The following is a 26,431-nucleotide window of genomic DNA, read 5'->3' on the forward strand; positions in this document are numbered from 1 at the left end:
ACTGGTGCGAGCGGGCGACCCCGGCCGGCGTCGCCGCGTCCAACCCGGCCCCGCAGACACACGCCCCAGTCGGGAAGTGCCCCTCCACCCGGTCTGGGTCCTCCCGCCAGGCCAGCGTCAACCCGTCCGCGCCCGGCTGCTTGCCGCGTTTCTTCTTCCCCGCCCCGCCACCGCCCGCCGGCGGCTCGGGCGGCTTCCGACCCGGGATCGCGCCGTCGCTGGACGGCGATAACGACGAGTTCCGCGAGTTCCGCGACGCCTTCCGCTCCAGGTCAGCGACCTTCGCCGTCAGCTCCGCGATCTGCCGGGCCTGCTCGGCGACCGTCGCCCGCAACTCCGCGATCAGCTCCGCCTGGGCGCGCACCACCGCGAGGAGGCCCTCAGGGGGCATCTCCTCGACCGGCGCCATGCCCCTACCTCACCACACGCACCAGACCTGGCACGCCACGCGACCACCAACATCAGCGCCTGGCTCCGAAGCCAGCGACCCAAAGCAACATCAACAAAGCACCTGAATGTTTACCCGGGTTCGATCCACGCGCCGTGCCGGACCCTGCTATCCGCTGTTCCACGACCCGGCCAGCACTCTCGCGATTCCGAAGGTTCGCGCAGCGGCGGAGGAGTTCTGCCAAAAAAAGTACGGGGATCGACCCGAGTGTATTTTCGCCTTCCTTGGACGATGCCCGCCTATGCGTGGGCGCCGACCAGCCAGCACGCGGCGGTGTACCGGATCTCCGTACCCCGCTGGTAGGGGTCGAAGGCGGGGCGGACCGTCTCGACGACCTGCGCGCGGGTCCGCTCGTCGACTCCCTGAAGGGCCCGGCCGACGGGGCCGAGCTGCGTGAGATAGCGAACCAGCTCCGTCTCCGGCAGGACGCATTCCACGTCGACCGGCTGAATGTCGACGCCGGTCCAGCCACTCTCCGCGAGGATGCCGCGGACCCGGTCCTCCCGAGCGAGAGCGAACTGGCCGGGCGCGTCCGGGTCGCGAGGCGCCAGGTGCGGCAGGAGCGACGCCGCCGCGCGCTCGGCCGTCGTCTGGAACGGATTCTCGTCGAGGCTTCGCCAGGTGATGAACCGGAGTTCCGCGGCGTCCGTCCCCGCCCGCCGCAGGTTCGCGAATGCCGCGGGGAAGTCGTCGAAGAACATGACGCCGAAGCGGGAGACGAGCAGGTCGAAGCCGCCCGGTTCGAAAGCATGGGTCGCGGCGTCGGCGCGTAGGAAGGTGGCCGACACGCTCTCCCGGTCGATCCTTGCCCGGGCGGCCGCGAGCATCGGCTCCGAGATGTCGATGCCCACGCAGCGTCCCGCCGGGCCCGCGCGCCTCGCGGCGGCGAGGGTCGTCGCGCCCGTACCGCAGCCGACATCGAGCACGCTCGAACCGGGAACCACCGCCTCCTCGAGCAGCGCCTCGAACGGCCGGTACATCTCGTCGACCAGGTCCTGCACCGCGGTCCAGCCGCGCGCGGCGGCGCTCCAGAGCGCCTCCTGCACGTCATTGCCCCCAGGCGCGACTTCCATGGCCGTCTCCATCCTCTGGCCGCATGTCACCGAGACCGTATCGTTCCGGCTCAAGTCGGCTTGAGGTCAACGTGGCCGTGAGATGTCAGGCCGAGGCGGGCGAGCAGGTCGAGCAGGGGGACCGCGGCCGCCGCGATGGCGGCGAGATCGTCGGCGTCCGGCGTCCGGAAGGCGGCGTCAAGGACGAGCGTGACAGAGTCACCCAACCGGATCGCTGGCACGGCGGTCACCGCGCCCGGGTCCTCGCGGTCAGCCCCGGCGCCGGGCGACGCGGGCGGCCGCGCCACCGGGCGCCGACCCGCGTCGCGCTTCCAGAACTCGGCGGGCGCCGCCGCGGGCGGGACGGCTACCGGCATGGGGACGGGACGCGGCGCGCCGACCAGCTCGGCGAGCTGACGGTCCGACGCGCCGAGCAGTCGCTGCTGGATCTCGGCGAGCGATCGCCCCTCGGACTGAAGCTTCTTGATCGCGGCGAGCTGGAGCACGTGGCGGGGGCCGTAGAGGGCGACGCGGCCACGGGTGGCGACCGGCCGGTCGACCAGGCCGATCGTGGCGTACCAGCGGACGGTCCGCTCGCTCGGCAGCTCACCGACGCGGCCGCTGCTCTGCCCCTCGTAGTTGCCCGCGAGCAGTGCCGCCACCCGGCCGGGGAGCTCCGCGAGCGTCCACGGGCCGGCGTCCGCGTACTCCGCCGCGACCTCGGCGTCAGGGTCCGCGGTCATGATCCCGGACCGCGGCGTCCCTGATCGACATCCCAGCGCGACCTCATGGCATCATCTTGACAGTGTCATCGTGACACTGTCAAGATGGTGAGGCGCGCCGGGAACGCCGCTCGTCGGATCGAGCGGGCGGGGACAGGCGGCGGAGGAAGGGGAACGGTGAGCACCGACCTCGAACGGATCAGCACCGTCGGCATGGTCGACCTGGTCGAGCCGGAGCCGCCGGCCCAGGCGGACGCGCCTCGCCGGGACAACGAGGAGGACGGCCTCGGCTGCCTGCGGACCGGACGCGGCAACCTGCCGCTCGACGCGGTCGACGTCCAGGCCGCCGTCACCGGCCTCGCGTCGTCCATCACCCTCAGCCAGGGCTTTCACAACCCGTACGACGAGCCGCTCGAGGCCACCTACATCTTCCCGCTGCCGCCACGCGCCGCCGTCACCGCGCTGCGGATGGAGGCGGACGGCCGGGTGGTCGAGGCCGAGCTCAAGGAACGCGGTGAGGCGCGCGCGGACTACGACACCGCGATCTCTCAGGGCAAGCGCGCGTCGATCGCCGAGGAGGAGCGCCCCGGCGTCTTCACCATGCGGGTCGGCAACATCCTGCCCGGCGAGCGCGTCACCGTCCGCCTGACGCTGGCCGGCGAGCTGCCCTACGAGGACGGCGCGGCGACCTTCCGCTTCCCCCTGGTCGTCGCGCCCCGCTACATCCCCGGCGCCCCGCTCACCGGCGGGCAGGTCGGCGACGGGGTCGCGGCCGACACCGACGCCGTGCCGGACGCGTCCCGCATCAGCCCGCCGGTGCTGCTGCCGGGCTTCCCGAACCCGGTGCGCCTGTCGGTGGCCGTCGACGTCGACCCGGCCGGCCTGCGGCTGGCCGCCGTCGACGCCAGCCTGCACTCGGTCATCACCGAGCGGCGCACGGACGGTCTGCGCGTCCGGCTGGAACCGGGCGACCGGGCCGACCGGGACTTCCTGCTACGCCTCACGTTCGACGCGGACGAGGCGGTCAGCACCGCACTGTCGGTGCGGCCCGACGAGCCGACCGCGGACGGTGTGGCGGCCGACGGCGGCGAGACGGCCGCGGCCGGTCAGACCGCCGGCGGGACGTTCGCGCTCACGATTCTGCCGCCGGCTGGCACCACGCGAGCCCGGGACCGGGATGTGGTGGTCGTCCTCGACCGGTCCGGCTCGATGGGCGGCTGGAAGATGATCGCGGCGCGGCGCGCCGCCGGCCGGATCGTCGACACCCTCCGCGGCGGCGACCGCTTCGCGGTCCTCGCCTTCGACCACCAGGTCGAGACCCCGCCCGCCCTCCCCCGAGGGCTCGCGCCGGCCAGCGACCGCGCCCGGTTCCGGGCCGTCGAGTTCCTCGCCACCCTGGAGGCCCGGGGCGGGACGGACATGCTGGAGCCCCTGCGGCAGGCGGCCGACCTGCTCGGCCCGCGCGCCGAGACGCCCGAGCGGGACCGGGTCATCGTGCTGGTCACCGACGGCCAGGTCGGCAACGAGGACCAGCTGCTGCGCGAGCTCGCCACCGGCCTCGCCGGGGCGCGGGTCCACACCGTCGGCATCGACCGGGCGGTGAACGAGTCGTTCCTGCGCCGGCTGTCCGGCCCGGCCGGCCGCTGCGAGCTGGTCGAGTCCGAGGACCGGCTGGACGACGCGATGCGCAACATCCACCACCGCATCGACGCACCCGTCGTCACCGGCCTGCGGCTGCTCCCGGCGGGGCCGGCGGACCTGGCCGTCGACGCCGACTCGCTGACCCCGACGCCGCTGCCCGACCTGTTCGCCGGCGCCCCCGTCGTCATCACCGGCCGGTTCACCGGCCCGCCCGCGGGAACCGTCACCGTCGTCGGGCAGACCTCCGGCGACGCGGGCTCCCCATGGCGAACGGCGGTCGGCGCGACGGCGAGTGGCAACCCGGCTCTCCCGGCCCTGTGGGCGCGGGCGCGCATCCGCGACCTGGAGGACCAGTACGTGGTCGGCCGGGGCGGGCGGCGCGGAAACGAGGAGCTGGAGAGGCGCGTCGTCGAGACGTCGCTGCGCTTCGGCGTCCTGTCCCGCTTCACCGCCTTCGTCGCCGTCGACCACCGCGTCGTCAACGAGGGCGGAGCACCACGCCGCGTGACGCAGCCGGTCGATCTACCGAGTGGCTGGGACCACGAGGAGGAGAGGGCGAGAGGGGGACCCGCCCTGCCGCTCGCCGGCGGCGCTCGTCTCGCCAGCTTCGCCGCGCCCGCGTCACCGCCGGTCACGATGCCCCCGCCGATGGCACCGCCGCCCGTCGCCCCCGCGCCCTACCAGCCCGCGCCCGTCTGGGCGGGACCCGGCGGCTCGCGGGGCTGGGATGACCTGGATGTGCCCGACTTCCTGAAGACCGGCCCCTGGGCCGGGCCGGCCCCGGCCCAGCAGCCGGCCGCGCCGCCGGCTCCCGGCAGGACCCGCGGCCGGGCGAAAGCCAAAGGCCCGCGCGTCGCCACGCTCGCCGAGCTCGCGGCCACCGAGCTGGCGGCGCTGCGCGCCGGGTCCGGGCACTCCACCGAGACGCGCGCCGCCGCGCTCGCCGCACTCGCCGGTCGCATCCGCGCGGCGCTACCGGCGTGGCGGCGGGACGGCGAGCCCGAGGCGGCGTGCGTGGCGCTGGAGAAGCTCCGCGACCAGCTCGCCACCGCGCCCTCGGGTGAAGCGGAGGTCACCCGGCTCTGGGAGCGCGCACTCGCCGTCCTGGAGGCCATCCGCGACGGGCGCGCCGAACGGCTCCCCGAGGCCGGCCCCGAGGCCGACGCCCCCGCGCGCAGGTCACGCCAACCCTTCTGGAAGCGATGAACGACTCGTCGATCACCGCGGACGTGTTGCCGTCGTCGTGAATTCGGTCGAATCACGACCACGGCGACGCGGTCGCGGTGATCATGCTATTGAGCCTGGTCCTCCGCGAGYAGGGACAGCAGCAGATGGGTGTCCTGCTGGAAGACGCGGATCTCGCGGATGGTGCCGCCGACGACGGTGAAGATCTCGACGACGTCCACCGTCGCGGAGCGGCCGGTCGCCTTTGCGGTCCAGGTCTGGGTGGTGAGCTGGACCGCGCGGGTGGCGTCACCGAAGACCATCGGGTTGACGATCGCCCGGTCCCAGTGACGGCTCGCCTCGGCGTTCATCGCCGCCATCCCGGCCGAGCCCTCGTGCCAACCGCCGTGCGGCAGCGATTCCGGCTGCTGGACCCGGATCTCCGGGTACATCAGCGCGGACGCGCCCTGGACATCGCCGGACTGGAAGCGGCGTGCCATCTCGGTCACCACGGTGGCCGCGTCCGCCTCGGACACATCGAGGCGTTCCGGCTGGACCGACGGAAGCGGCGTCGCCGCGGGGTCGGTCATGCCGACCCCGCGGCGGCGGCGCGGCGGGCGCGGTAGGCCTCGAGTGCCGCCTCGAACCCGCGGTGCAGGTGCTGCGGGGCTGGCTCGTTGCGGCCGAAGACGACCGTGTCGATCAGTCCGAGGCGCACGCCCGGCTCGGTGCGGCCGGCCACCCAGAAGTCCTCGCCGTCGACGACGGTCTCGCAGATCCACGGCGCCATGTCGACGGCCTTCGACCGCTCCTCGTCCGTCAGGCCGGGACGCAGGTAGGAGGTGTGCACGACCTCGGAGCTGCGCTCGTCGACCGGGAGGATCTGCCACAGCTCGACGTGCCGGGCGTCGAAGGTGAGGCTGACGTTGGGGAACAGCGCGTACTGGTAGCTGAAGTGGCCGCCGACGTCGCCCCAGTCGGCCTCGGGGCGCTCGCGCAGCTCGACGAGCGACTTCAGCGCCGAGCTGTTGCGCAGGTGCGGGCCGAACGGGTCGAACGTCAGCACCCCGCCGACGGCGTAGGTGGCGAGCGTCGTCTTGTGCAGGTAGTTGAAGTGGTAGTTCTCCCGGAAGGTGTCCAGGGTGACCTTCCAGTTGCCGGCCACCTTGTGCACGTGCGGCTCGCTGTGGGGCCGCCAGTCGGCGAAGTCGAGCAGGGCCAGCTCACCGGCCAGTTCCGGGCCGAGGTACTCGTCGATGTCGATCGGCGGTCCGGGCCGCAGTCGGCCGACGATGAGTCCGTAACCCTCGGTCACTTCGAGCGGGACGAGGCCCTTGCGGCTCTTGTCCAGCCCGGTGAAGCCGTCGGGCACCGGCATGCGGCCGAGCTTCCCGTCGAGGCCGTACGTCCAGGCGTGGAACGGGCAGGTCAGCCGGATGGCCTCGCCGGCGCCGTCGACGAGCCGCACCCCGCGGTGGCGGCAGGCGTTGAGGAACGCGTGCACCTGGCCGTCGCCGTCCCTGGTCAGCAGCACCGGGGTACCGAGCAGGTCGACCGTCCGGTAGGTCTCCGGTTCCGGTAGCGCGCCCGAAAGACAGAGCACGAGAGGCTGGTCGAGGAACAGTGCCTCGATCTCCTCAGCCTGCCGCTCGGCCGAGTAGATGTCGGTCGGCAGTTCCATGACCGCGTCGGCCATGTCCGTCGTGCGGTTGTCGATGTGGTCGAGCAACCGACGCGCGAGGCTGCGTTCGARCGCTTCCCTGTCCACCGCCAGTCCTTCCTGTTCGGTTCGCCCCGACCGTCCGCCGCCCTGTCCGGGCCCGGGCTGGGCCCGGACGGGCCCGTCATACCGCGGTGCCGGGCCGCGCCGCCGGACGCGATGTCCCGGCGGCCCGGCCCGGCGCGTCGCGTCGCGTCGCGTCGCGTCGGAGCGTGCGGCTACTGCTGCGGCTTACCCACGATGAACGGCTTCTCGACGGTGACGACGAGCTTGCCGTCCTTGATCTCACCCTGTGACGCCGACTGGTTCTTCACCCGCGGGATGCCCGTGACGCCCGGGGAGGTGAAGTCGATCGGCGCGGTCGCGCCCTGCGTGTCGAGCGCGGTCTGCTTGTCCAGGTACTCCCTGATCTTCACCGCGTCGACGACGCCGACCTTGGGGATGATGTCCGCGAGCAGCTTGACGCTGAGCCAGGCGTTGATCGCCGAGTCACCGATGGTGTTGGTGATCCCGCCGACCTGCTTCGCGTACTTGGCGACGTCGTCGTTGAACGCGCCGATGGCACCCTCACCGAAGGCGAGCACCACCAGGTTCGGCTGCTTGAGGTTCGTGACGGTCTCGACGACCTGCGGCGTGAGCACGATGCTCGGCAGCGCCCACATCAGCTTGGTCAGGCCGATCTGGTTGCAGGTCTGGATCAGCGGCGCGAGTTGGCGCGGGTTGATCGCGGCGACCGCGGTGTCCGCGCCGCTCTGCTTGATCTGCAGGCAGGTCGGCTGGAAGTCGGTCGCCGTGAGGCCCAGCTTGACCTGGTCGACCGTGACCGACGGCGGATAGTAGCTGGCGGAGACCTTCGCGGACGACTGCGCGACGGCCGAGTCGGCCGAGACATAGGCGACGTGCTTGCTGCTCGCCGGCAGCATCTGCGGGAGAATCCGGTAACCGACGAGAACCGGCTCCAGGACGTAGACGCGCGGGTTCTGCAGGGACGGCGACGCGGCGCCGAGGCTGGCCCAGGAGATCGTGTTGGCCGTGTCCAGCGTCGGGAGCAGGCTCGGCTCCTGCGTGCCGTCGTCGCCGGACATCATGAGGACCTTGTCCTCGACCAGCAGCTTCTGGGCGCAGACCGAGGCGCCCTGCGGCGTGCTGTGGTCGTCACAGACGTCGATCTCGACCGGCCGGCCGAGGATCCCACCATCCGCGTTGACCGCCGCGGCCGCGATCTTCGCGGCCTGCGCGACCCACGGCTGGGACACCGCGTCGGTCTGGATGCCGGTCATGAGCCCCAGCTTGATCGGGGCGCCGGTGGGCTTGGGCGCTGTGGCGCCGCCCGCGTCGGGCTTGTCCGAGTCCGACGAGCCGCCGCCGCAGGCCGCGACGGCGAGCGTCACGCCTAACAACACCGCCGCTAACTGCTTGCGGGGTAAGCGCGCCGCTGGTCGTCCGGCCGAACGCGGCCTGGTCCTTGGCATTTTCTTCTCCGTATCGTTGAGCGCGACAAAACAGGGCCGGCCGGTCGGGAAGGACCGGCCGGCCAGGGCTAGCGACCGGGGCGAACGTCAGGAGGAGATGGTCGCCGGGTCGGCGGGGGTGAAGTTGTAGACGCGGGCCGCGTTCCCGACCGTGATCTTGTGCTGGACGTCCTCGGACAGGTGGCCGAGCCACTTGTTGGCCATCGAGATGGTGTCCGGCCAGGTGGAGTCCGAGTGCGGGTAGTCGCACTCGAGCATCACGTTGTCCTCGCCGATGATGTCCAGCAGCCGGAGGCCGGCCTGGTCCTCGATGAAGGTGCCGAAGACGTGGTCACGGAACAGCCTGCGGATGTCGGTGTCCAGGTCGAAGGACGCCGCGCCCTTCTCCTCGCCCCGTTCGTGGGAGGTGTTCATGTCGATGTCGAAGCGTGACGCCCAGAAACGCTGCTTGTCGATGACCTGCTCGGCCCGCTCCAGGAAGTACGGAATCCAGCCGATCGAGCCCTCGGAAAGGGCGATCTTCAGGTTCGGGAACTTCGGGAAGATGCCGCTGAAAAGCCAGTCGAGCAACGTGCCGGCCTGGTTCGCCGCGGCCGAGTAGGCCATGAACGCGAGCGTCGGCATGTCCGCCGAGGTACGGATCAGGTTGGACGACGAGCCGACGTGCATCGAGATGACGTAGTTCGTGTCGTTGCAGGCCTGGAACACCGGGTCCCAGTAGTCGGTGTGGATCGACGGCAGGCCGAGCTTCGTCGGGTTCTCCGAGAAGGCGATCGACTTGCCGCCGCGCGCCGCCGTCCGCTCGATCTCGGCCGCGGCCGCCGCCGGGTCCCACAGCGGAATGATCATCATCGGGATGAAGCGGCCGGGGAAGTCACCGGCGAACTCCTCCAGGATGAAGTCGTTCCAGGCCTGGACGCAGAGCAGGCCGAGCTCCTTGTCCTTGGCCTCGTGGAACACCTGGCCGCAGTAACGCGGGAAGCTCGGGAACAGGATCGACGAGAGCACGTGGCCCTGGTCCATGTCCGCGACGCGGGCGGTCGGGTCGTAGCAGCCGAGCCGCATGTCCTCGTAGGTGATCGGCTCGGGCGAGAACTCCTCGCGCGTCTTGCCCGCGACGGCGTTCAGACCCGTGGTGACGATCTGGCGGTCCTCGTAGACCCAGAACTCCGAGGCGCCGTCCCGGACGATGCGCGGCCCGGTGTCCCGCCAGCGCTCGGRCAGCCGCTCCTGCCACAGCCGGGCCGGCTCGATGAGGTGGTCGTCGACCGAGACGAACCAGTTGAACGACACAGGGCCTCCAGCGGGGGACCGCCCGGCCGGGCATCACGGGGACACCGTCGGCTGGGCGAAAGGTCGGACAGGGTTACGGGCTGACAGAGTCACGGACTTGCGGACCCGCGGAACCACGGCMTCGCAGGCCTTGCACAGGTGCGAACGCGCGCGGATCCACTCTCAAGAGAGCGAACGCTCACATTCTAGCTAGCCGAAGGCTGGGACGCCAGATCCAGACCGAATGACCTGGCGATGGCCAGCCAGCCATTTCGGCGCACCATCCCGACCGCACTGTGAGTCTCATCGAGCCCTCCCTGCCGCGTCGGCGTCGAGACGGCGGGCGAGGCGGGCACGGTGGGCGGCGGGTGAGCCGAACAGCGCGCGGGAGAGGGCGGCGCGCTTGAGATACCGGTGCACACCGCTCTCCCAGGTGTAGCCGATGCCGCCGTGCAGCTGCATCGCCTTGCCCGCGACGTCGACGGCCGCCGCGCACATGTACGACTTGGCCCGCGACACCGCGACCTCGACGGCGATCACGGCGGCCTCCTCGATGCCGCCGGCACCGCCGGCGGCATGGGCGGAGCTCGCGGCGGCCAGCGCGCGGGTGGCCTCGGTGACCAGGCCACGACCGACGGAGACCGAGACCAGCATGTCGGCGCAGCCATGCTTGACCGCCTGGAACGAGCCGATCGGCCGGCCGAACTGATGGCGGACGCTCGCGTACCCGACGGTGGCCGCGAGCATCGCCTCGGCGGCGCCGAGGCTGTCGCACGCGACGGCGAGCGCGCCCCGCGCGAGCAGCAGCCGCCCGCCGGCCCGCCCGTCGCCCCGGAACCGCCACACCGACCCCGCCTCGACCGGCGCGCCGACGGCCGCCACCGCGCCCACGCTCCGGCTCACGTCGAGCACCGGCGTGGCCGTCACTTCCAGTCCCGGCTGGCCGGGGACGGCCCGCACGACGACGGGTTCGCCGCCCTCGTCCAGCGCCAGCAGCAGAAGCGTCTCGGCCTCGGCCGCGTCGGGCACGAACTCCGCGCGCCCGGTGAGCCGCGCCGCGGCGCCCGACCCGGCCAGCCGGAACGGGACCGTGCCCGGCACACCGGCCGCGCCCAGCGGCGCGTCGCCGGTGGGAAGCGCGACCGCGAGCCGCGGCGCGCCGGTGGCGAGCGCCCGCAGCAGCTCGTCCCGGCCGTCGGTCGTCTCCAGCGCCAGCAGCGCGCCCGCGCCCAGCACGGTCGTCCCCAGGTACGGTGCCCGCGCCGCGGCCCGGCCCAGCTCCTCGCAGACGACGGCGGTCTCGGCGACGGTGACGCCGGCGCCGTCGAGCCCGTCCGGCACCTCCAGCCCGAGCCAGCCGGCCTCGGCGAGCAGCGCCCAGTCGACCTGGGCGTCGTCCCCGCCGTCCTTGCCGGCGGCGGTCGCCAGCAGGTCGCGGGCGACCGCCCGCAGCTCGGCCCGCAGCTCCTCGTCGGCTCCATCGCCGGCGCCCGGGTGGGTGCCTGGGTGGGCTCCCGGCCCGCCCGCCGGCGTGGCGACGGCCAGCTCAGATGAATGAGCGTTCATATAGTCACGGCTCCCTGGGCAGGCCGAGGCCCCGTTCCCCGATGATCGTGCGCTGGATCTCGTTCGTACCGCCGGGGATCGTCCACTCCCACGAGCCGATGAAGTCGAGCAGCCACCTGCCCGACTCCCAGCCGCTGGACGCGGGCTTCGCGAGCTCCGCCAGGGCCCCGAGCCCCGCGATCTCGGCCCCGAAACCCGTCATCCGCTGCAGCAGCTCGCTGTAGTAGACCTTGACGACCGAGGCGTCGGCCGGTCCGACGGTGCCGGCGTCGTGACGCTCGACCAGATCGCGGCACAGCGCCCGCAGCCCGGCGATCTCGGTGTCGAACCCGGCCAGCCGGTCGGCGACCAGCGTGTCGTCGATCGGCCGCCGCCCGGTCACGTCCGGCCGCCGGCAGGTGTCGACGAGCGAGCGCAGCCCCACGTTGCCGAGCCGCTCGGCGAGCTCCAGCATCGTCATCCCGCGCTCGGCGGAGAGCGTCGCCTGCGCCACCTGCCAGCCGGCGTTCTCCGGCCCGACGAGGTTCTCCGCCGGGATCTCGACGTCGTTCAGGAAGATCTCGCAGAAGTGCGAGTCTCCCAGCGCGTTGCGGATCGGCCGCACGTCCAGGCCCGGCGAGCGCATGTCCATCAGGAGGTAGGAGATGCCGCGCCGCTTCGGGGCGGCGGGGTCGGAGCGCGCGAGCAGCAGGCACCAGTCCGCGTGCGCCGCGCCGCTCGCCCACAGCTTCTGGCCGTTGACGACGAAGACGTCGCCGCCCGCGCGCCTGTCCCGGCGGGCGGTGGTGCGCAGGCTCGCCAGGTCCGAGCCCGCCTCCGGCTCGGAGAAGCCCTGGACCCAGATCTCGCCGTCGAGGATCCCCGGCAGATGCCGGCGGCGCTGCTCGTCGGTCCCCGCGGTCAGCAGCGTCGCCGCCGCGTGGTGGATCGAGACGAACGCGAGCACCAGCCGGGGCGCGTCGGCCGCGGCCAGCTCCTGGTAGAGCACCATCTGCTCGGCCGCCGACATGCCGCCGCCCCACTCGGCCGGCCAGTGCGGCACGGCATAGCCGGCGCGGCGCAGCTCCTGGAACCAGGCCTGCTGGAAGGCGACGAACTCGTCGCCGCCGACGCCGGTCTGCGCCCGGCGCCAGTCGGCCGGCACGTGCGCCCGGCACCAGCCGCGAACCGTGGCCCGCAGCTCGGCCAGGTCGCCCCGCGGCACGCTCATTTCGTGGCCGCCATGGCGTTCGGGCCGAAGATGCCGGCCAGGCCGCGCCGGCCCAGGCGGCTCGCGAGCGCGTCCTGGGTGGCCGAACGACCCAACGGCAGCCGGCGCAGCGGCTGGCTGTAGCGCGACAGCCACGACAGCGTCGTCTCGTCGCAGAACCCCATCGCGCCGTGCAGCTGGTGGGTGATCCGGAAGACCGTCTCGGCCGCCTCGACGGCGGCCAGCCGCAGCGCCAACGCGTCATCGAGCGCCTCGGCCTGCCCGGACTCGATGCTCCACAGCGCGTAGCCGGCGAGTTCGGCGACGCCGGCCCGCTCGACCTCGGCGTCGGTGAGCTGGAACTGCACGCCCTGAAAACGCGCGAGCGGCTGCCCGAACTGCTCCCGCTCCAGGATGTACGTCCGGGTCAGCGTCATCGCCCGGTCCAGCAGCCCGAGCAGCGTCCAGCAGCCGAGGACGAGCCCGAGCGCGGCGTCGGCCTGCCCGCCGGCCGCGTCCGCGTCGGCCGCCGCGCCGGCGAGCGGCGCGAGGTCGAGGCCGACAACGAACGCCGACCTGCGCGCGGGCACGTCGGACTCCCGGGCCGTCGCCGCGTACCGCCGCCCGTCGAGCGTGACGGCGGCGAGCCGCAGGTCGAGCCCGCCGACCGGCGCGGCCGGCGCCGCGGGCGCGACCACGAACAGCGCGTCGGCGTCGCCGCCCGCCGGCCGTGCCAGCCGCTGCGCCACCGGGTACGGCGCCGCCCACCAGCCGGCGGCCCGGCACAGCGCCGCGGCGGCCTCCAGCTCGTCGGCGCTCCCGCGCGGGTCGAGGTCCCAGGCGCCCAGCTCGTCGAGAACCGGGGCGACCAGCTCGGCCCGCCGCGCGGGCTCCCGCTCGGCGGCCTGGGCCAGCTCGTCGCCGCCGGCGGTCTCCAGCGCGCGCTGGGCCGTCCGGCCGAACTCGGCGGCCTCGTCCGACAGGTCCAGCACCACGCCGCCACCGGCGGCGAGCCCGGTCACGGCGTCCACGGCGGCCGCGGTCATGAGGCCGCTCCCGCCCGGGCGGCGGTCCCCGGCTGCGCGGACGACGGCGCGCCGGAGGCGGCCACCAGCGCGCGGGACAGCAGGATCCGCTGCATCTCGATGCTGCCGGAGGCGACCGTCGACGCCACCGCGTAACGCGCGTGGTCCTCGACGGCCCGGCGCCAGCGTCTCGGATCGACAGAGTCGACGTGAGCCCCGGCCTCGCCGTCCGGCTCGGCCGCCATCGCGATCTCCGTCAGCACCTCGGCACCGTCCTGGTCGAGCCTGGTCACCGCGATCCGGTAGGCCGCCGAGTCGACCGGGCTGACCTGGCCGGTGCCCTGCCGGGAGACCACCCGGTAGGCGAGCAGCCGGGCGCGCCGGGCGTGCGTCAGCATCCGGGCCCACCGGCCGCGCAGCTCCGCCGGCAGCTCGTCCCAGGCGTCCCCGAGCGCGGCCGGCGCCTCCTGGAGCAGCCGCTCGACGCGGGCGTAGCGGGCGATGCCGACCCGTTCGAAGGCGAGCACCTCCTGGACGACGGCCCAGCCGCCGTCGACCTCGCCGAGCACGTCGGCCTCGGTGACCCGCACGCCGTCGAGGAACACCTCGTTGAGGTGGTGCGGGCCCATCATGCAGGCGATCGGACGGACCTCGATGCCGGGCGAGTCCATCGGCACCAGGAAGATCGTCAGACCCTGCTGCCTGCGCCCGCTCGACGAGGTGCGGGCGAGCAGGAAGCACCACTGCGCCATCGACGCGTACGAGGTCCAGATCTTCTGGCCGTGGATCCGCCAGGCGCGGCCGCCGGCATCGTCGCCGTCCGGGTCGGGCCGGGCGGCGGTGCGCAGCGAGGCCAGGTCGGAGCCCGAGCCCGGCTCGCTGAAGCCCTGGCACCAGATCACCTCGCCGCGCGCGATCGGCGGCAGGTGCTGGGCGCGCTGCTCGGGCGTGCCGTGGCGCATGATCGTCGGCCCGACCCAGTTGACGCCCATGTACTGGGCGCCGCGCGGCTCGTGGCGCGCCCACATCTCCTCGCGCACGACGGTCTGCTCCCACAGCGACGCGCCGCGGCCGCCGAACTCCTCCGGCCAGGCCATGCACAGCAGGCCCTCGTCGGCGAGCAGCCGGCAGAAGTCCTGCGCGATGGCGAGGTCGGCCGGGTCGGCGGTGAACGCGCCGAGGTAGTCGGCGGGCACGTGCTCGCGAACCAGTGCGCGCAGCCGCCCGCGTAACGCGGCCGCCTCCGGTCCCAGGTCGTACTCCATAGTCGCCAGACCGTAGTGCGGGCCCGCCAGTACGGTCAATACTTATAAGGATAGTAGGATTGACGGGTGCCGACGAGCCGCCGCAGGGCCATCCCCCAGCTTCGCGTCGCGGAGGCCATCGCCGCGACGCTGCGCGACCGCATCCTGGCCGGCGCCGACGGCGACGGCTACCGGCTGCCCACACAGGAGCAGCTCGTGGAGGAGTTCGGGGTGAGCTACCCGTCGGTGCGGGAGGCGATCCGGATCCTGGAGACCGAGGGGCTCGTCACCGTCCGGCGCGGCAACGTCGGCGGCGCGGAGGTCCACCGCCCGGACCCGTCGTCCGCCGCCTACCACCTGGGCCTGGTCCTGCAGGCCGGGCGGGTCACGCTCGGCGACCTCGCCGGCGGCCTGCAGCTGCTGGAGCCGCTGTGCGCCGCCGAGTGCGCCCGCCGCGACGACCGCGCCGCGCAGGTCGTGCCGGCGCTGCGCGCCAACGTGGAGCGCTCCGCCGAGCTGGTCGGGAACGGGCTCGCCGGGAGCGGGCTCGTCGACTCCGGCGTCGCCTTCACCGAGACGGCGCGGGAGTTCCACGAGCTCATCGTCGCGTTCACCCCGAACGCGACCGTCCGCCTCGTCGTCAGCAGCCTGGTCGCCCTGTGGTCGGCGCAGGAGGTCCGCTGGGCCGAGCTGCTGACGAGCCGCGGCGAGTATCCCGCCCAGGAGGACGCCCAGACCGTCGTGCGCACGCACCGGCGCATCCTCGCCGAGATCGAGAGTGGCCGGCCGGCCGAGGCCGAACGCATCTCCCGCGCGCATCTGGCCGCGTCACAGGCGCTGCTCGTCGACCGTTTCGGCAGTGACATACACGCCGCGTCGACGCGGTCCTGGCAGGCCGTCGGCCCGGCCGGCGGCGCACGGGTCTCCAGCCGCGTCTGAGGCTGGAGACCCGCGCCGGCCCGGCGGCCTCCGCTCGGTCAGGAGGCGGCGGGGGTGTAGCCGAGGATGCCCTTGGTCTCCAGGTACTCGTGGAAGCCGAACTCGCCCCACTCGCGGCCGTTGCCGCTCTTCTTGTAGCCGCCGAACGGGCAGGCGAAGTCGAACCCGTCGTTGATGGTCACCATGCCCGCGCGGATGCGCCGGGCGACCGCGCGGCAGGCCGCCAGGTCGACGCCCGCGACGTAGCCGGCGAGGCCGTACTCGGTGTCGTTGGCGATCTCGACCGCGTGGTCGACACCGTCATAGCCGATGATCGTCAGCACGGGCCCGAAGATCTCCTCCCGGGCGATCGTCATGTCGTTCTTGACGTCCGCGAAGACGGTCGGCCGGACGTAGAAGCCTCTGGTCAGCCCGTCGGGACGGCCGGGGCCGCCGGCGACCAGCGTCGCGCCCTCGTCGACGCCCTTCTGGAGGAGCGCCTGGATCTTCTCGAACTGGCTGGCGGAGACGACCGGGCCGATGGTGACCTCGGTGTTCGGGTCGCCGACCGTGACCTGCGCCGCGGCGGCCCGCGCGGCCTCGATGGCCTCGGCCATCCGCTCGCTGGGCACCAGCATGCGCGACGGGGCGCTGCAGGTCTGGCCCGAGTTGCCCATCATGCTCGCGACGCCCTTGGCCACGTTCGCGGCGAACGCCTCGTCGTCGAGGATGATGTTCGGGCCCTTGCCGCCGAGCTCCTGGGCGACCCGCTTGACGGTCGGGGCGGCGTTGCGGGCGATCTCGATGCCCGCGCGCGTCGAGCCGGTGAAGGAGACCATGTCGACGCCCGGGTGGGCGGACAGCGGCACACCCACGCTGGGACCGTCACCCTGAATCAGGTTGAACACCCCGGCGGGAACGCCAGCGGCGTCCAGGATCTCGGCGAAGATCTGCCCCGTGAACGGCGACCGCTCCGAGGGCTTAAGCACCATCGCGCAGCCGGTCGCGAGCGCCGGGAAGACCTTCACCGCGATCTGGTTCAGCGGCCAGTTCCACGGCGTGATCAGGCCGCAGACGCCGATCGGCTCCCGCACCAGCAGCAGGCCGCCGCGCTCCTCCTCGAAGACGAAGGTCTCGAGCAGCTCTATCGCCTTCGCCAGGTGCCCGATGCCGAGGCCCACCTGGAAACCGCCCGCGAGCGCGGCCGGCGCGCCCATCTCCTCGGTGAGTGCCGCGGCCAGGTCGGGCATGCGCGTCTGGTATTCGCCCAGAACGCGCCGGAGTAACTCCAGGCGCTCCTCACGGCTGGTCGTCGACCAGGTGGTGAACGCGTCGCGGGCGGCCGCCACGGCGCGGTCCACATCCGCGGCCGAGCCGAGTGCCACCGTGCCGGCGACCTCCTCGGTGGCCGGGTTCACGACCTCGAAGGTCTCCGTGCCGGYCGGGTCGGCCCACTCGCCGCCAATGTAGAACTTCCGGTACTCGCGCATGCCGTCGTCCGATCCTCGCTGGCCATCAGGACGGCTCGGGGCTGAACCTCCCAGCAGGACGGACCGGCTCTCCGAGCCTTCTCCATCCAAACCCGCCCAGCCACGGAGACGCAATACGTCAGCGTGACCGCGAGAATGCCCAGCGGGGTTTTCCTGGCCTGCCGGGTCCGGAGTTCGGCGGCTCCGGCGCTGTTTTCCTAGCGCGCGGTCCAGCCGCCGTCGACGGCGATCGTCTGGCCGGTGACGTAGCGGGCGGCGTCGCTGACCAGCCACAGCACCGCGCCGACGATGTCCTCGGGGCTCGCGTCGTCCGGCAGCGGCGTGTTGCGCCGCAGCCAGTTCTGGCCGCGCTCGGTGTCATAGAGGTCGTCGGTGATCTCGCTGCGGAAGAAGCCGGGGGCGACGGTGTTCACCCGGATCCGGTGCCGCGCCCACTGCACCGCGAGCTCCACCGTGAGGCCGGAGAGACCCGCCTTGCTGGCCGCGTAGGACGCCTGCGGGATGCTCGGGATGCCGACAAGGCCGCTGACCGACGACACGTGCACGATCGCCCCGCGCCCCGCCGCCTTCATGTGCCCGAAGGCGGCCTGACTGAGCCGGAACGGCGCGACCAGGTTGAGCACGAGCGTGCTCAGGATGTTCTGCGCCGACTCGTCCTCCGCCCGGTCGCGGGAGAAGATGTTGCCCGCCGCGTTGACGAGGATCTCCGGGCCGCCCAGCTGGGCGGCCACCCGCGGGACGACGGCGTCGACCTGGGCCGCGTCGAGCAGGTCGGCGCCGACGGCGAGCCCGTCGATCTCCTTCGCGAGCGCCGCGAGCCGGTCCTCCCGGCGGGCGACGATCGCGACGCGCGCGCCGGCGGCCGCCAGCGACCTCGCGACGGCGGCGCCGAGCCCCGAGGAGGCGCCTGTCACCACCGCCACCCTGCCGTCGAGCCGGAAGCCCTCTCCCGGCAGTGTCTCTCCGAGCGGCGTTGTCTCTGGCACCGTTCCTCCGGGCTGGGTCGGCTCGTCGTCGGGCACCGGCGGATCAGCCCGCTGTGACGAGCTGGCCGGGGCGGGCATCAATGAGCTGGTCGTGGTCGACGAGGATCTCCCCGCCACCAGCGCGTGGTCACCGTCGCGGATCACGGCGTCGCGCATGGCTTCGCTCCCGCCGGACGCCGCGACCTGCGATCACAGAGTAAGTAAGCCCTCATTTCCTAATCAACCTAAGATCGACGCTATCCGTGTGTCAAGTCGCCGACGTCGACGTCGAGATCAGGGACACGACCTTGAGGCACCATTAACACGAGCATCATGATCGGACCGGGTAAGATAGCGTACGTTCATTCACCTGGCGCTGCCGCGCCGTACCGGGAGGACCAATGGCCGACTCGACGGCGGAGCAGACTGTCTCGGAGTCCGGCCACGCTCCGGATGCCGGGACGGAGCCCGAGGTCAGGACGCGGCCGCGGCGGCTGACCGCCGAGGCGCGCAAGAGCTCCATTCTGAAGGCTGCCAGGCAGGCGTTCGTCGAGACCGGCGATATGAACGGCACCACCATCAAGCAGATCGCTGAACGCGGTGGCATCAGCGAAGGCGTGATTTACCGCCATTTCGAGAGCAAGGACCAGCTCTTCTACGAGGCCGTCTTCGAACCGCTGCGCCAAGCGATCGACGAACTGGTGGCCGCCACCGAGGTCGTCGATCTCGACGAGCCGCTGACGCCCGAGCGCCAGGTCGAAACCCTCAACGGCCTGTACCGCCAGCTCATCGCCACGCTCGAGGAGATCCTGCCGCTGCTGGGCCTGGTGCTCTTCGGCGACCCGAAGGTGGCGCGCCGCTTCTACCGCAAGCACTTCACCGTCGCCATGGACCGACTGGCCGAGGCCTGGCGCGAGGTCGAGGACCGCTACGGCTTCGAGTTCGAGTCCCCGGACATCTCCGCCCGCGCCGTCATGGGCATCGCCCTGGTGCTGGCCCTGGAGAGCCGGCACAACGACCTCTTCAACCGCGATCGCGCGATCAGCCTCGTCACCGAGAGCACCGTCAAGGGCTTCTTCCCCACCCTCGAACCCACCCGCCGCCGCCGTTGACCATCCGGTAACCATCCGGCGCGCGGCGGGGCTGACGGGGGCCGGCGGGCCGGCCCCCGTCAGGAGGGTCAGACGCCCTCGGCCGCGACAGGCTCCGGCGCGACAGGAGCGGCTGCCGCGGGCGCGACGGCGACGGACTCGGACGTGACGGACTCGGGCGCGGCGTCCGCGGCCTCGGAGCTCAGCTGGCCCAGGTAGGCGGCGCGCACCCTTGGGTCACGCAGCACCTCGTCGGGCCGGCCAGAGGCGATGACCTTGCCGAAGTCGAGCACGATCACGTGGTCACAGGTCGAGGCGACCACGTCGATGTTGTGCTCGACCAGCAGCACCGCCGCGCCGGACTCGGCCGCGAGCCGGCGGAACAGCGCGCCCGCGGTGCGCCGCTCCGCGCCCCCCAGGCCGGCCGCCGGCTCGTCGAGCAGCACCGCGGCCGGGCGCTGGGCCACCAGCCGGGCGATCGCCACCATCCGGCGCCGGCCCTGCGGCAGGTCGGCGACCACGGTGTCGAGCACGTCGTCCAGGCCGAGCATCGTCACCGCGGCCGCGGCGGTCTCGGACAGGCTGCCGCGGCGCGGGTAGGCGAGATCGCGGACATAGGCGAGCGCGCCGCGGCCGTCGAGCGCGGTCAGGATGTTCTCCCGGACGCTCAGGTCGTCGAACAGCTCCAGGTTCTGGAACGTCCGCCCGAGGCCGAGGCGGGCCCGGGTGGGAGCGCGCAGCGCCGTGACGTCGCGGCCGAGCAGTTCGACGGAGCCAGCCGCGGTCCTCGCGAAGCCGGTGAGGGCGTCGATGAGGCTGGTCTTGCCGGCGCCGTTCGGCCCGATCACGCCCACGACCCGTCCGGCGGTCAGCTCGAACGACACCCCGCCGACGGCGACCGTGTTGCCGTAGCGCACCTCGATGTCGCGCGCGACGAGGACGGTCTCCCCCGCCGGGACCGGGCAGCTCGGCTGGAACGTCAGTGTCCGCGGCGCCGCGCCGCCGTCGGCCGCCGCGCCGCCATTCGCCGCCGTCCCGTCGGCCGCCGCGGAGCCGACCCCACTGGCCACGCCGGCCCCGCTGGCCACGCCGACCCCGCTGGCCACGCCGGCCCCGCTGGCCGCGTCGCTCGTGCCGGTCCCGTTGGCGGTGGTGGCTCCCGCCGCGGCCGGCCCCGTCAGCTCCGCGGACCCGGCCGGGCGGCGGCCGGCGAGGCGCAGGACGAGGCGGACCAGGCCGTCCTTGATCGCGGCCTGCGCCGGGATGATGCCGCTGGGCGAGCGGACCATGGCGTCGAGGACGACCAGGCCCGTCACGATCGGCAGCCATTCATCGATGGAGCCGACGGACAGCCAGTCGGACACGGCGTTGGCCACGACACCGCCCGCGGCCGCGGACGCGGAGAAGACCGCTCCGGCGACGTACCCGACGCCGCCGACGACGGTGAACGCCAGCGCCGAGATCGACCGGAACACCCCGTAGCTGGTGAAGTCCGCGATCCGGAACTGGAACGCCGAGAGCGCCCCGGCGAGACCGGCGATCCCCGACGAGATGGCGAACGCGCCGAGCTTCGCTCCCGGCACCGACACGCCGACGGACGCCGCTCCCCGCTCGTTCGCCCGCACCGCGAGGAAGCGCCGCCCGGCCTCGCCGCGGCGCAGGTTGAGGACCGCGACCGAGGCCAGCACGAAGGCGGCGAGGCACACGAGCGCGAACCGCTCCGGGTGCGCGGACGGGCTGAGGTCCAGGCCGAACAGCGACGGGTTGTGCACCGTCAGGCCGTCGAGGCCGCCGGTCATCGACGGCTGGGTGAGCACCAGGTTCTCGACCGCGAGCGAGAGCCCGAGCGTGACGATCGCCAGGTTGACGCCGCGCACCCGCACCGCCGGGGCGCCGAACACCACACCGAGGACGACGGCGGCCACGGTCCCGAACAGCAGGCACAGCAGGAACGGCAGCTGGATGTCATTGCTCAGCCGGGCGGCGATGAACGCGCCGAAGCCGGCGAGCGCGGCGCAGGCCACGCTGATCTGCCCGGCGTAGCCGGTGACGACGACGATCGACAGGGCCAGCAGGCCGAACAACGTACTGTTGATCATCGCTGTCGACCAGGACGGCGAGGCGAACACCGGGATGGCGACGGCGACGAGCGCCCAGGCGATCCCGGTCACCGGCTTGAACCGGCCGGTGCCGGCGCGCGGCAGCCTGCCGGTCAGCGCCTCGCCTCGGCCTGGCAGAGCCGCGCCACCGAGGATGACCGCGACGATGATCACCGCGAACGGGAGCGAGGACGTGATGCCGAGGTTGACGTCGTAACGGCGCATCACCGACTCGGCGACGCCGAGGGCGAGCCCGACGACGACGGTGATCCACCCGGCGTTGAACCGGCCGACGAGCGCCGCGGCCATGGCCGGGATGACCAGCAGGGTGAGCGCGTCCGGGGTGAGGCCGATGACCGGGATGAGCAGGATGCCCGCGAAGGCGGCGACCGCCCCGCCGACGCCCCAGGTGATCAGGCCCGTCGGGTGCGGCGAGATCCCGATGGCGCTCGCCGCGACGGGGTTCTCCCGCAGCGCGGTGGCGTTCATCCCGAGCTTGGTCTTGCCGAACATCAGCCACAGGCCGAGGGCGATCGCGATCGTGACGATGAGGATGGCGAGCGTGTCGTTCGTGATCACGCCGCCGAAGATGGTGATCTTGCCGTGCCCGAACAGCGGCGGGAGCAGGTGGGACTCGGTGCCGTAGCGCTTCACGACGACGCTCTGCAGCAGCAGCATCAGCCCGAGGGTGGCGACCACCTTGGCCATGTCCGGGCTGTTGCGCAGCAGCCGCACCACGACCAGGTAGAACAGCAGGCCCAGCACGGCGCCGGACGCCACCCCGATGGCCATCGCCGGGGCCACGGGTAGGGACGCGTGCGCGCCGCCCTCGGTGCTGGTTCCCGAGTAGAGCCCGCCGCTGCCCACCCCGCCGGCGTGCAGGTCCCAGAAGATGTAGCTGCCCACCATGCCGATGGCACCCTGGGCGAAGTTCAGGATTCCCGAGCCCCGGTAGACCGCGACCACGCCGAGCGCGACGAGCGCGTACGCGCCGCCGCCGGCTAAGCCGATCAGGGCGAACTGCCAGAGCTGCGACAACGGGCTTTCCTCTCGGCTGCGCCCCCGCCCCGGAGGGAGGGTCAGGGACGTACGGCGGGGAGGGGTGGCTCGCGCCAGCCCCGACGGGCGACGGGCGGCTAGGGCCGGCCACGACGGGCACAGCTCACGCCGAAGATCGCGGAGTGTAGTGTAACCGCGATCACACACGGTGGCAAGTGAGCCCTCACATAGTTAGCCGGACAAAAAGATGCCCAGGTGAGCCGCCACCCAGGTAGCAGCCGGCCACAATCGGCCCGTCACCCCCTGTGACGCAAGCTAGCGAGCGCTCGCTCTGTAGTGTTACGTTCGGCTTGACGACCCCTGGGAGGCGGCGTGAGCGACCCGCTGATGTACCGGCGCACGTTCTACATCGACGGCGCCTGGGTGGAGCCCTCGAGCACCGAGGTGCTCCAGGTGATCTCACCGTCCACGGAGGAGGTGGCGGGCGAGGTCCCCCTGGCCACGACCGCCGACATCGACCGTGCCGTCGGCGCGGCCCGGGCCGCGGTCGACGAGGGCTCCTGGGCCCGCACCAGCCCGGCCGAGCGCGCCGACGTGCTCAGCCGCGCCGCCGCCGAGCTGCGCAGGCGCGAGGACGACATCGCCCGCATCACCACCGACGAGATGGGCTGCGCGGCGAGCCAGTCGAAGGCCGCGCAGACGGGCCTGGTCGCCGTCGTCTTCGACTACTACGCCGAGCTGATCCGGTCCTACGAGTTCGAGCGGGTCGTCACCGCCGGCCCCCGGGCCGGCCTGGTGACCTCCGAGCCGGTCGGTGTCGTCGGCGCGATCGTCCCGTGGAACGCCCCGATCACGCTGGCCGCGTGGAAGACCGCGCCGGCGCTCGCGGCCGGGTGCCCGGTGGTGCTCAAGCCCGCGCCCGAGTCGCCGCTGTCGGCCTATGTCTTCGTCGAGGCGCTCGAGGCGGCCGGCGTCCCCGCCGGCCTGGTCAACCTCGTGCCGGGCGGCCGGGAGGTCGGCGAGCACCTCGTCACCCACCCCGGCACCGACAAGATCGCCTTCACCGGCTCGACCGCCGCCGGCAAGCGGATCATGAGCCTGTGCGGCGACCAGATCAAACGGGTGTCGCTGGAGCTCGGCGGCAAGTCCGCCTCGATCCTGCTCGACGACGCCGACCTCGCCACGGTCATCCCGGCCGTCGTCCACGGCGGCATGCACCTGTCCGGCCAGGTCTGCGGCGCGCACACCCGGGTGCTGGTGCCCCGGTCCCGCTACGAGGAGGCGCTCGCCATCGCGGGCGCGGCGGCCGACGCCGAGCCGGTCGGCGACCCGCACGACCCGGCGGTCATCGTCGGCCCGCTGGTCGCCGAGCGCCAGCGCACCCGCGTCGAGGGCCTGGTCGCCGGCGCCATCGCCGACGGAGCCCGGGCGGTGGCCGGCGGCAGACGGCCCGCGCACCTGCCCAAGGGCTGGTACGTCGCGCCGACGATCCTCGGCGACGTCCACAACGACATGCGGATCGCCCGCGAGGAGATCTTCGGGCCGGTCCTGAGCTTCATCCCCTACGACGACTCGGACGGCGCCGACGACGCGGTCCGGATCGCCAACGACTCGGAGTACGGCCTGTCCGGCGGCGTCTGGAGTGGGGATCCGGCGCGGGCGCTCGGCGTCGCCCGCCGGCTGCGCACCGGCAGCGTCGCGGTCAACGGCAGCTACCCGCCCTTCCCGATGGTGCCGTTCGGCGGCTTCAAGCAGTCGGGCATCGGCCGGGAGCTGGGCCCGGAGGGGTTGGAAAGCTTCCTGGAGAAGCGCAGCATCGGTCTCCCGCCCTCGCTCATCCCCGGCGCATAGCCGAGGGTGCGGCGGCGGCGCTCCGTGCCGCCGCCGCACCGGGCTCGGGCAGTACCGCTCCCGGCGTGACGAGACCGGGCGAGCGGACGGACAGACAAGGTCCGCGGCGGCGCGGAGCAGGCGGAGAGGAGAGCGGGATGGCGAAGGGGATCATGCTCGTCCAGGCGAGCCCGGCGAGCCCGGAGCTCGAGGACGAGTTCAACAGGTGGTACGACGAGGACCATCTTCCCGACCTCCTCACCACCCCGGGGTTCGTCGCCGCGCGCCGTTTCCGGCTGCGGGAGGGGAGCCGCGGCCCGGCCGCCGACGGCGCGCCCCGTTACCTCGCCATCTACGAGATCGAGGCGGACGACCTCGACGCCGCGCTGCAGGCCATGCGCACCCGCCCCGACAGGGGCGCGGTGAGTGCGGCGCTGGGGATGAACCCGCCGCCCGTCACCTACATCTACGACCTCCTCACCGAGGTCACCGAGGTCACCGCGTGACGATCGCCCCGGTGGGCCCGGAGGCGCTGGCGTTTCCGTTCCTGAGCGGTGGCCCGAAGAAGCTGCTGATCGGCGGCGAATGGGTCGAGCCGGCCTCCGGTCGGACGATCACCAGCGTCAACCCGTCGACGGGCGAGGCGATCGCCGAGCTCGCCGAGGGCGACGCGACGGACGTGGACCGTGCCGTCTCYGGCGTCTCCACGGGCGAGATGGGCGAGCACGCGCTCGACTCCTACCTCAACGTGAAATCCGTCTGGATCAAGACCGACTGACACCACCGCACGCCGCGCCCCGTGCTTTCCAGGACGCGGCCGGCCCCGTCCGCTTTCCTGGGATTCCGAACGTTCCTGTCCTGGAGGAACAATGCAGCCAACGTCTTCGGTGACACCGGACGGCCCAGCGGCGGCCGGCACGGTGATGGCCAGCCCGGCGGCGACCAGCGCGCCGATGCCCGACGAATGGTGCCTGCGGGAGTTCGACCACGTCTCCCCCGAGCTGGCCCCGGTTCTGCCGGAAACGCTCACGCGGATGCGCTCGCTCTGCCCCGTCGCGCGCAGCGAGGCGCACGGCGGCTTCTGGGTGTTGACGAAGTACGAGGACGTGCTTCGGGTCGCCCAGGACTGGGAGACCTTCACCTCGACGGAGGGGCTGAACATCCCGCCGTACCGCGGCGAGGTCCGCAACATCCCGGTCGAGGTGGACCCGCCCGAGCAGCGGGCCTACAAGAAGCTCGTCAACGCGCACCTGACGCCGAAGGCGATCGCCCACTGGGAGACGCCGGCCCGCGAGCTGGTCACCCGGCTGATCGACGGCTTCATCGAGCGCGGCGCGTGCGAGTTCATGGACGACTTCGCCCGGCCGTTCCCCAGCACGTCGTTCTTCGACTTCGCGCTGCACGCACCGCGCGACGAGATCGCGAAGGTCGCCGAGATGGCGTCCGTATCCTCGGTGCCCAACCATCCCCGCGCCAAGGAGGGCTGGGCTGGGCTGTCGGCCTGGATCACCAGTCTGCTGGCCACGCGGCGGGAATCCGAGCCACGCGGCGACGTCGTCGACGCCGTGATCGCGGCCGAGTACGAGGGCCGGCCGCTCACGGAGGCGGAGGCCGTCGGCATCGTCCAGCTGCTCGTCCTCGGCGGCCTGGAGACGACGGCCGGAGCGCTCGGGCTGATGATGCTGCGCTTCACCCGCCAGCCGGAGATCCCCGCGCTGCTGCGCGCGCACCCGGAACGTATCCCGACCGCCGTCGAGGAACTGCTGCGCCTCGACTCCCCGTTCATCGCCATCGCCCGCACCGCCACCCGCGACGTCGAGCTCGGCGGCCGGGAGATCAGCGCGGGTGACAAGGTCCTGCTGTACTGGGCGTCGGCGAACTATGACAGCGCCGAGTTCCTCGATGCCGAGGCGTTCGACCCGGCCCGCTCGCCGAACCGGCACGTCGCCTTCGGCGCCGGCCCGCACCGCTGCCTGGGCTCCAACGTCGCCCGCCTGAACCTGCGGATCGCCCTCGAGGAACTGACCCGGCGGCTCGATGACATCCGRCTGGCCGACGGCGCGGACGTTCAGTTCCACAACACCCTCACCCGCTCTCCACACACCGTCCCCATCACGTTCCGCCCCGGCCCGCGCGTGCACACAACCGTCTGATCAGGAAAACTCGTGACCAGTGGGCAGGAAAGCGCCGAAGATCCCACCAGATCACCGCCCGGATCATGATCTGGTGGGACCTTCGAAGTCCTGGCTCCGGACAGGACCGCACCGCTGGCCACGCCCATCCGCCCATGGGTTATGGGGCTCAGGAAACCGGGATCCGGCCCACAGGTCATGGCCGGATCCGATGAGGGGTTGCTGAGCGGTTTCGGTTGCTCGCTCTGACTCCGGAAATGCCACCAGATCCCCGTCGGCCTCCAGCGCTGACAGCCACCAGCGGATTTTCGCTTCGGCATCGCGGTTTCTCTTTCCCTGCATAACGGCCCTGGCGGCAGGTACTGCCAGTGACGGCGGGGCGGCTGTCACAC

The 26,431-nt window shown here is 72.7% G+C and carries 21 protein-coding genes; 7 read left to right on the forward strand and 14 right to left on the reverse strand.

Features of this window, described 5'->3' with window-relative positions; translation table 11 throughout:
• From BL253_RS31605 to BL253_RS31615, 3 genes are all read right to left on the reverse strand, one after another.
• Positions 1-409, reverse strand: a 409-nt coding sequence (locus tag BL253_RS31605; protein WP_338013761.1) for a DUF6444 domain-containing protein, incomplete at its 3' end; no start/stop codon positions are given.
• A gap of 278 nt (positions 410-687) precedes the next feature.
• Complete coding sequence (locus tag BL253_RS31610; RefSeq protein ID WP_076821019.1) at positions 688-1,521, reverse strand: class I SAM-dependent methyltransferase; 834 nt, start codon at positions 1,519-1,521, stop codon at positions 688-690.
• Between the two features lie 50 nt (positions 1,522-1,571).
• Entirely contained in the window at positions 1,572-2,243 is a 672-nt protein-coding gene (locus BL253_RS31615) for a helix-turn-helix domain-containing protein (protein WP_076820967.1), read from the reverse strand.
• Positions 2,244-2,399: 156 nt separating this feature from the next.
• Between BL253_RS31615 and BL253_RS31620 the strand changes: the two genes are divergently transcribed.
• On the forward strand, positions 2,400-5,069 hold the full coding sequence (locus BL253_RS31620) for a VIT domain-containing protein (protein WP_076820968.1): 2,670 nt from the start codon (positions 2,400-2,402) through the stop codon (positions 5,067-5,069).
• 86 nt (positions 5,070-5,155) lie between these two features.
• On the opposite strand, the gene BL253_RS31625 is transcribed toward BL253_RS31620, so the two are convergent.
• The 8 genes from BL253_RS31625 to BL253_RS31660 all read right to left on the reverse strand — a co-directional run bounded on the left by BL253_RS31625 (position 5,156) and on the right by BL253_RS31660 (position 14,536).
• Complete coding sequence (locus BL253_RS31625; protein WP_081438893.1) at positions 5,156-5,617, reverse strand: nuclear transport factor 2 family protein; 462 nt, start codon at positions 5,615-5,617, stop codon at positions 5,156-5,158.
• A complete protein-coding gene (locus BL253_RS31630; protein ID WP_076820969.1) occupies positions 5,614-6,795 on the reverse strand; it encodes an aromatic ring-hydroxylating oxygenase subunit alpha in 1,182 nt (393 codons plus the stop codon). The genes BL253_RS31625 and BL253_RS31630 overlap by 4 nt, the downstream gene beginning before the upstream one ends.
• A gap of 170 nt (positions 6,796-6,965) precedes the next feature.
• Entirely contained in the window at positions 6,966-8,150 is a 1,185-nt protein-coding gene (locus tag BL253_RS31635) for an ABC transporter substrate-binding protein (protein ID WP_241835314.1), read from the reverse strand.
• A 156-nt stretch (positions 8,151-8,306) separates the two neighbouring features.
• Positions 8,307-9,512, reverse strand: a complete 1,206-nt coding sequence (locus BL253_RS31640; RefSeq protein WP_076820971.1) for an amidohydrolase family protein — start codon at positions 9,510-9,512, stop codon at positions 8,307-8,309.
• Positions 9,513-9,794: 282 nt separating this feature from the next.
• Positions 9,795-11,057: an acyl-CoA dehydrogenase family protein gene (locus tag BL253_RS31645; RefSeq protein ID WP_081438894.1), complete on the reverse strand. Its 1,263-nt coding sequence runs from the start codon at positions 11,055-11,057 to the stop codon at positions 9,795-9,797.
• A 4-nt stretch (positions 11,058-11,061) separates the two neighbouring features.
• Positions 11,062-12,267, reverse strand: coding sequence for an acyl-CoA dehydrogenase family protein (locus BL253_RS31650; RefSeq protein WP_076820972.1), 1,206 nt, complete (start codon positions 12,265-12,267; stop codon positions 11,062-11,064).
• Entirely contained in the window at positions 12,264-13,292 is a 1,029-nt protein-coding gene (locus BL253_RS31655) for an acyl-CoA dehydrogenase family protein (RefSeq protein WP_198946480.1), read from the reverse strand. The genes BL253_RS31650 and BL253_RS31655 overlap by 4 nt, the downstream gene beginning before the upstream one ends.
• Positions 13,289-14,536 (reverse strand): acyl-CoA dehydrogenase family protein, encoded by a 1,248-nt coding sequence (locus BL253_RS31660; RefSeq protein ID WP_076820973.1) that lies wholly within the window; start codon positions 14,534-14,536, stop codon positions 13,289-13,291. The genes BL253_RS31655 and BL253_RS31660 overlap by 4 nt, the downstream gene beginning before the upstream one ends.
• Positions 14,537-14,602: 66 nt before the next feature.
• Between BL253_RS31660 and BL253_RS31665 the strand changes: the two genes are divergently transcribed.
• Positions 14,603-15,454: a FadR/GntR family transcriptional regulator gene (locus BL253_RS31665; protein WP_076820975.1), complete on the forward strand. Its 852-nt coding sequence runs from the start codon at positions 14,603-14,605 to the stop codon at positions 15,452-15,454.
• A gap of 38 nt (positions 15,455-15,492) precedes the next feature.
• On the opposite strand, the gene BL253_RS31670 is transcribed toward BL253_RS31665, so the two are convergent.
• Together BL253_RS31670 and BL253_RS31675 are read right to left on the reverse strand one after the other, a co-directional pair.
• Positions 15,493-16,923: an aldehyde dehydrogenase family protein gene (locus BL253_RS31670; RefSeq protein WP_076820977.1), complete on the reverse strand. Its 1,431-nt coding sequence runs from the start codon at positions 16,921-16,923 to the stop codon at positions 15,493-15,495.
• Between the two features lie 197 nt (positions 16,924-17,120).
• Positions 17,121-18,065 carry an SDR family NAD(P)-dependent oxidoreductase gene (locus BL253_RS31675; RefSeq protein ID WP_241835315.1) on the reverse strand — a complete coding sequence of 315 codons (945 nt, stop codon included), beginning with the start codon at positions 18,063-18,065 and terminating at the stop codon, positions 17,121-17,123.
• Positions 18,066-18,289: 224 nt separating this feature from the next.
• Between BL253_RS31675 and BL253_RS31680 the strand changes: the two genes are divergently transcribed.
• Complete coding sequence (locus BL253_RS31680) at positions 18,290-19,000, forward strand: TetR/AcrR family transcriptional regulator (protein WP_198946481.1); 711 nt, start codon at positions 18,290-18,292, stop codon at positions 18,998-19,000.
• 68 nt (positions 19,001-19,068) lie between these two features.
• Here the strand turns inward: BL253_RS31680 and BL253_RS31685 are convergent, their stop codons facing one another.
• Entirely contained in the window at positions 19,069-22,116 is a 3,048-nt protein-coding gene (locus BL253_RS31685) for a branched-chain amino acid ABC transporter permease/ATP-binding protein (protein ID WP_076820978.1), read from the reverse strand.
• A gap of 333 nt (positions 22,117-22,449) precedes the next feature.
• Here BL253_RS31685 and BL253_RS31690 point away from each other — a divergent pair, with 333 nt between their 5' ends.
• The 4 genes from BL253_RS31690 (at position 22,450) to BL253_RS31705 (ending at position 26,060) form a co-directional block, all read left to right on the forward strand.
• The gene (locus BL253_RS31690; protein WP_076820980.1) at positions 22,450-23,928 is read left to right on the forward strand and encodes an aldehyde dehydrogenase; all 1,479 of its coding nucleotides are present in this window, start codon (positions 22,450-22,452) and stop codon (positions 23,926-23,928) included.
• A 137-nt stretch (positions 23,929-24,065) separates the two neighbouring features.
• Positions 24,066-24,413 carry a DUF4286 family protein gene (locus BL253_RS31695; RefSeq protein WP_076820981.1) on the forward strand — a complete coding sequence of 116 codons (348 nt, stop codon included), beginning with the start codon at positions 24,066-24,068 and terminating at the stop codon, positions 24,411-24,413.
• Positions 24,410-24,685 carry a hypothetical protein gene (locus tag BL253_RS31700; protein ID WP_241835316.1) on the forward strand — a complete coding sequence of 92 codons (276 nt, stop codon included), beginning with the start codon at positions 24,410-24,412 and terminating at the stop codon, positions 24,683-24,685. The genes BL253_RS31695 and BL253_RS31700 overlap by 4 nt, the downstream gene beginning before the upstream one ends.
• A gap of 91 nt (positions 24,686-24,776) precedes the next feature.
• Positions 24,777-26,060 (forward strand): cytochrome P450, encoded by a 1,284-nt coding sequence (locus BL253_RS31705; RefSeq protein WP_081438895.1) that lies wholly within the window; start codon positions 24,777-24,779, stop codon positions 26,058-26,060.
• Positions 26,061-26,431 lie beyond the last annotated feature (371 nt).

Source organism: Pseudofrankia asymbiotica (assembly GCF_001983105.1).
GTDB classification, from domain to species: Bacteria; Actinomycetota; Actinomycetes; order Frankiales; family Frankiaceae; genus Pseudofrankia; species Pseudofrankia asymbiotica.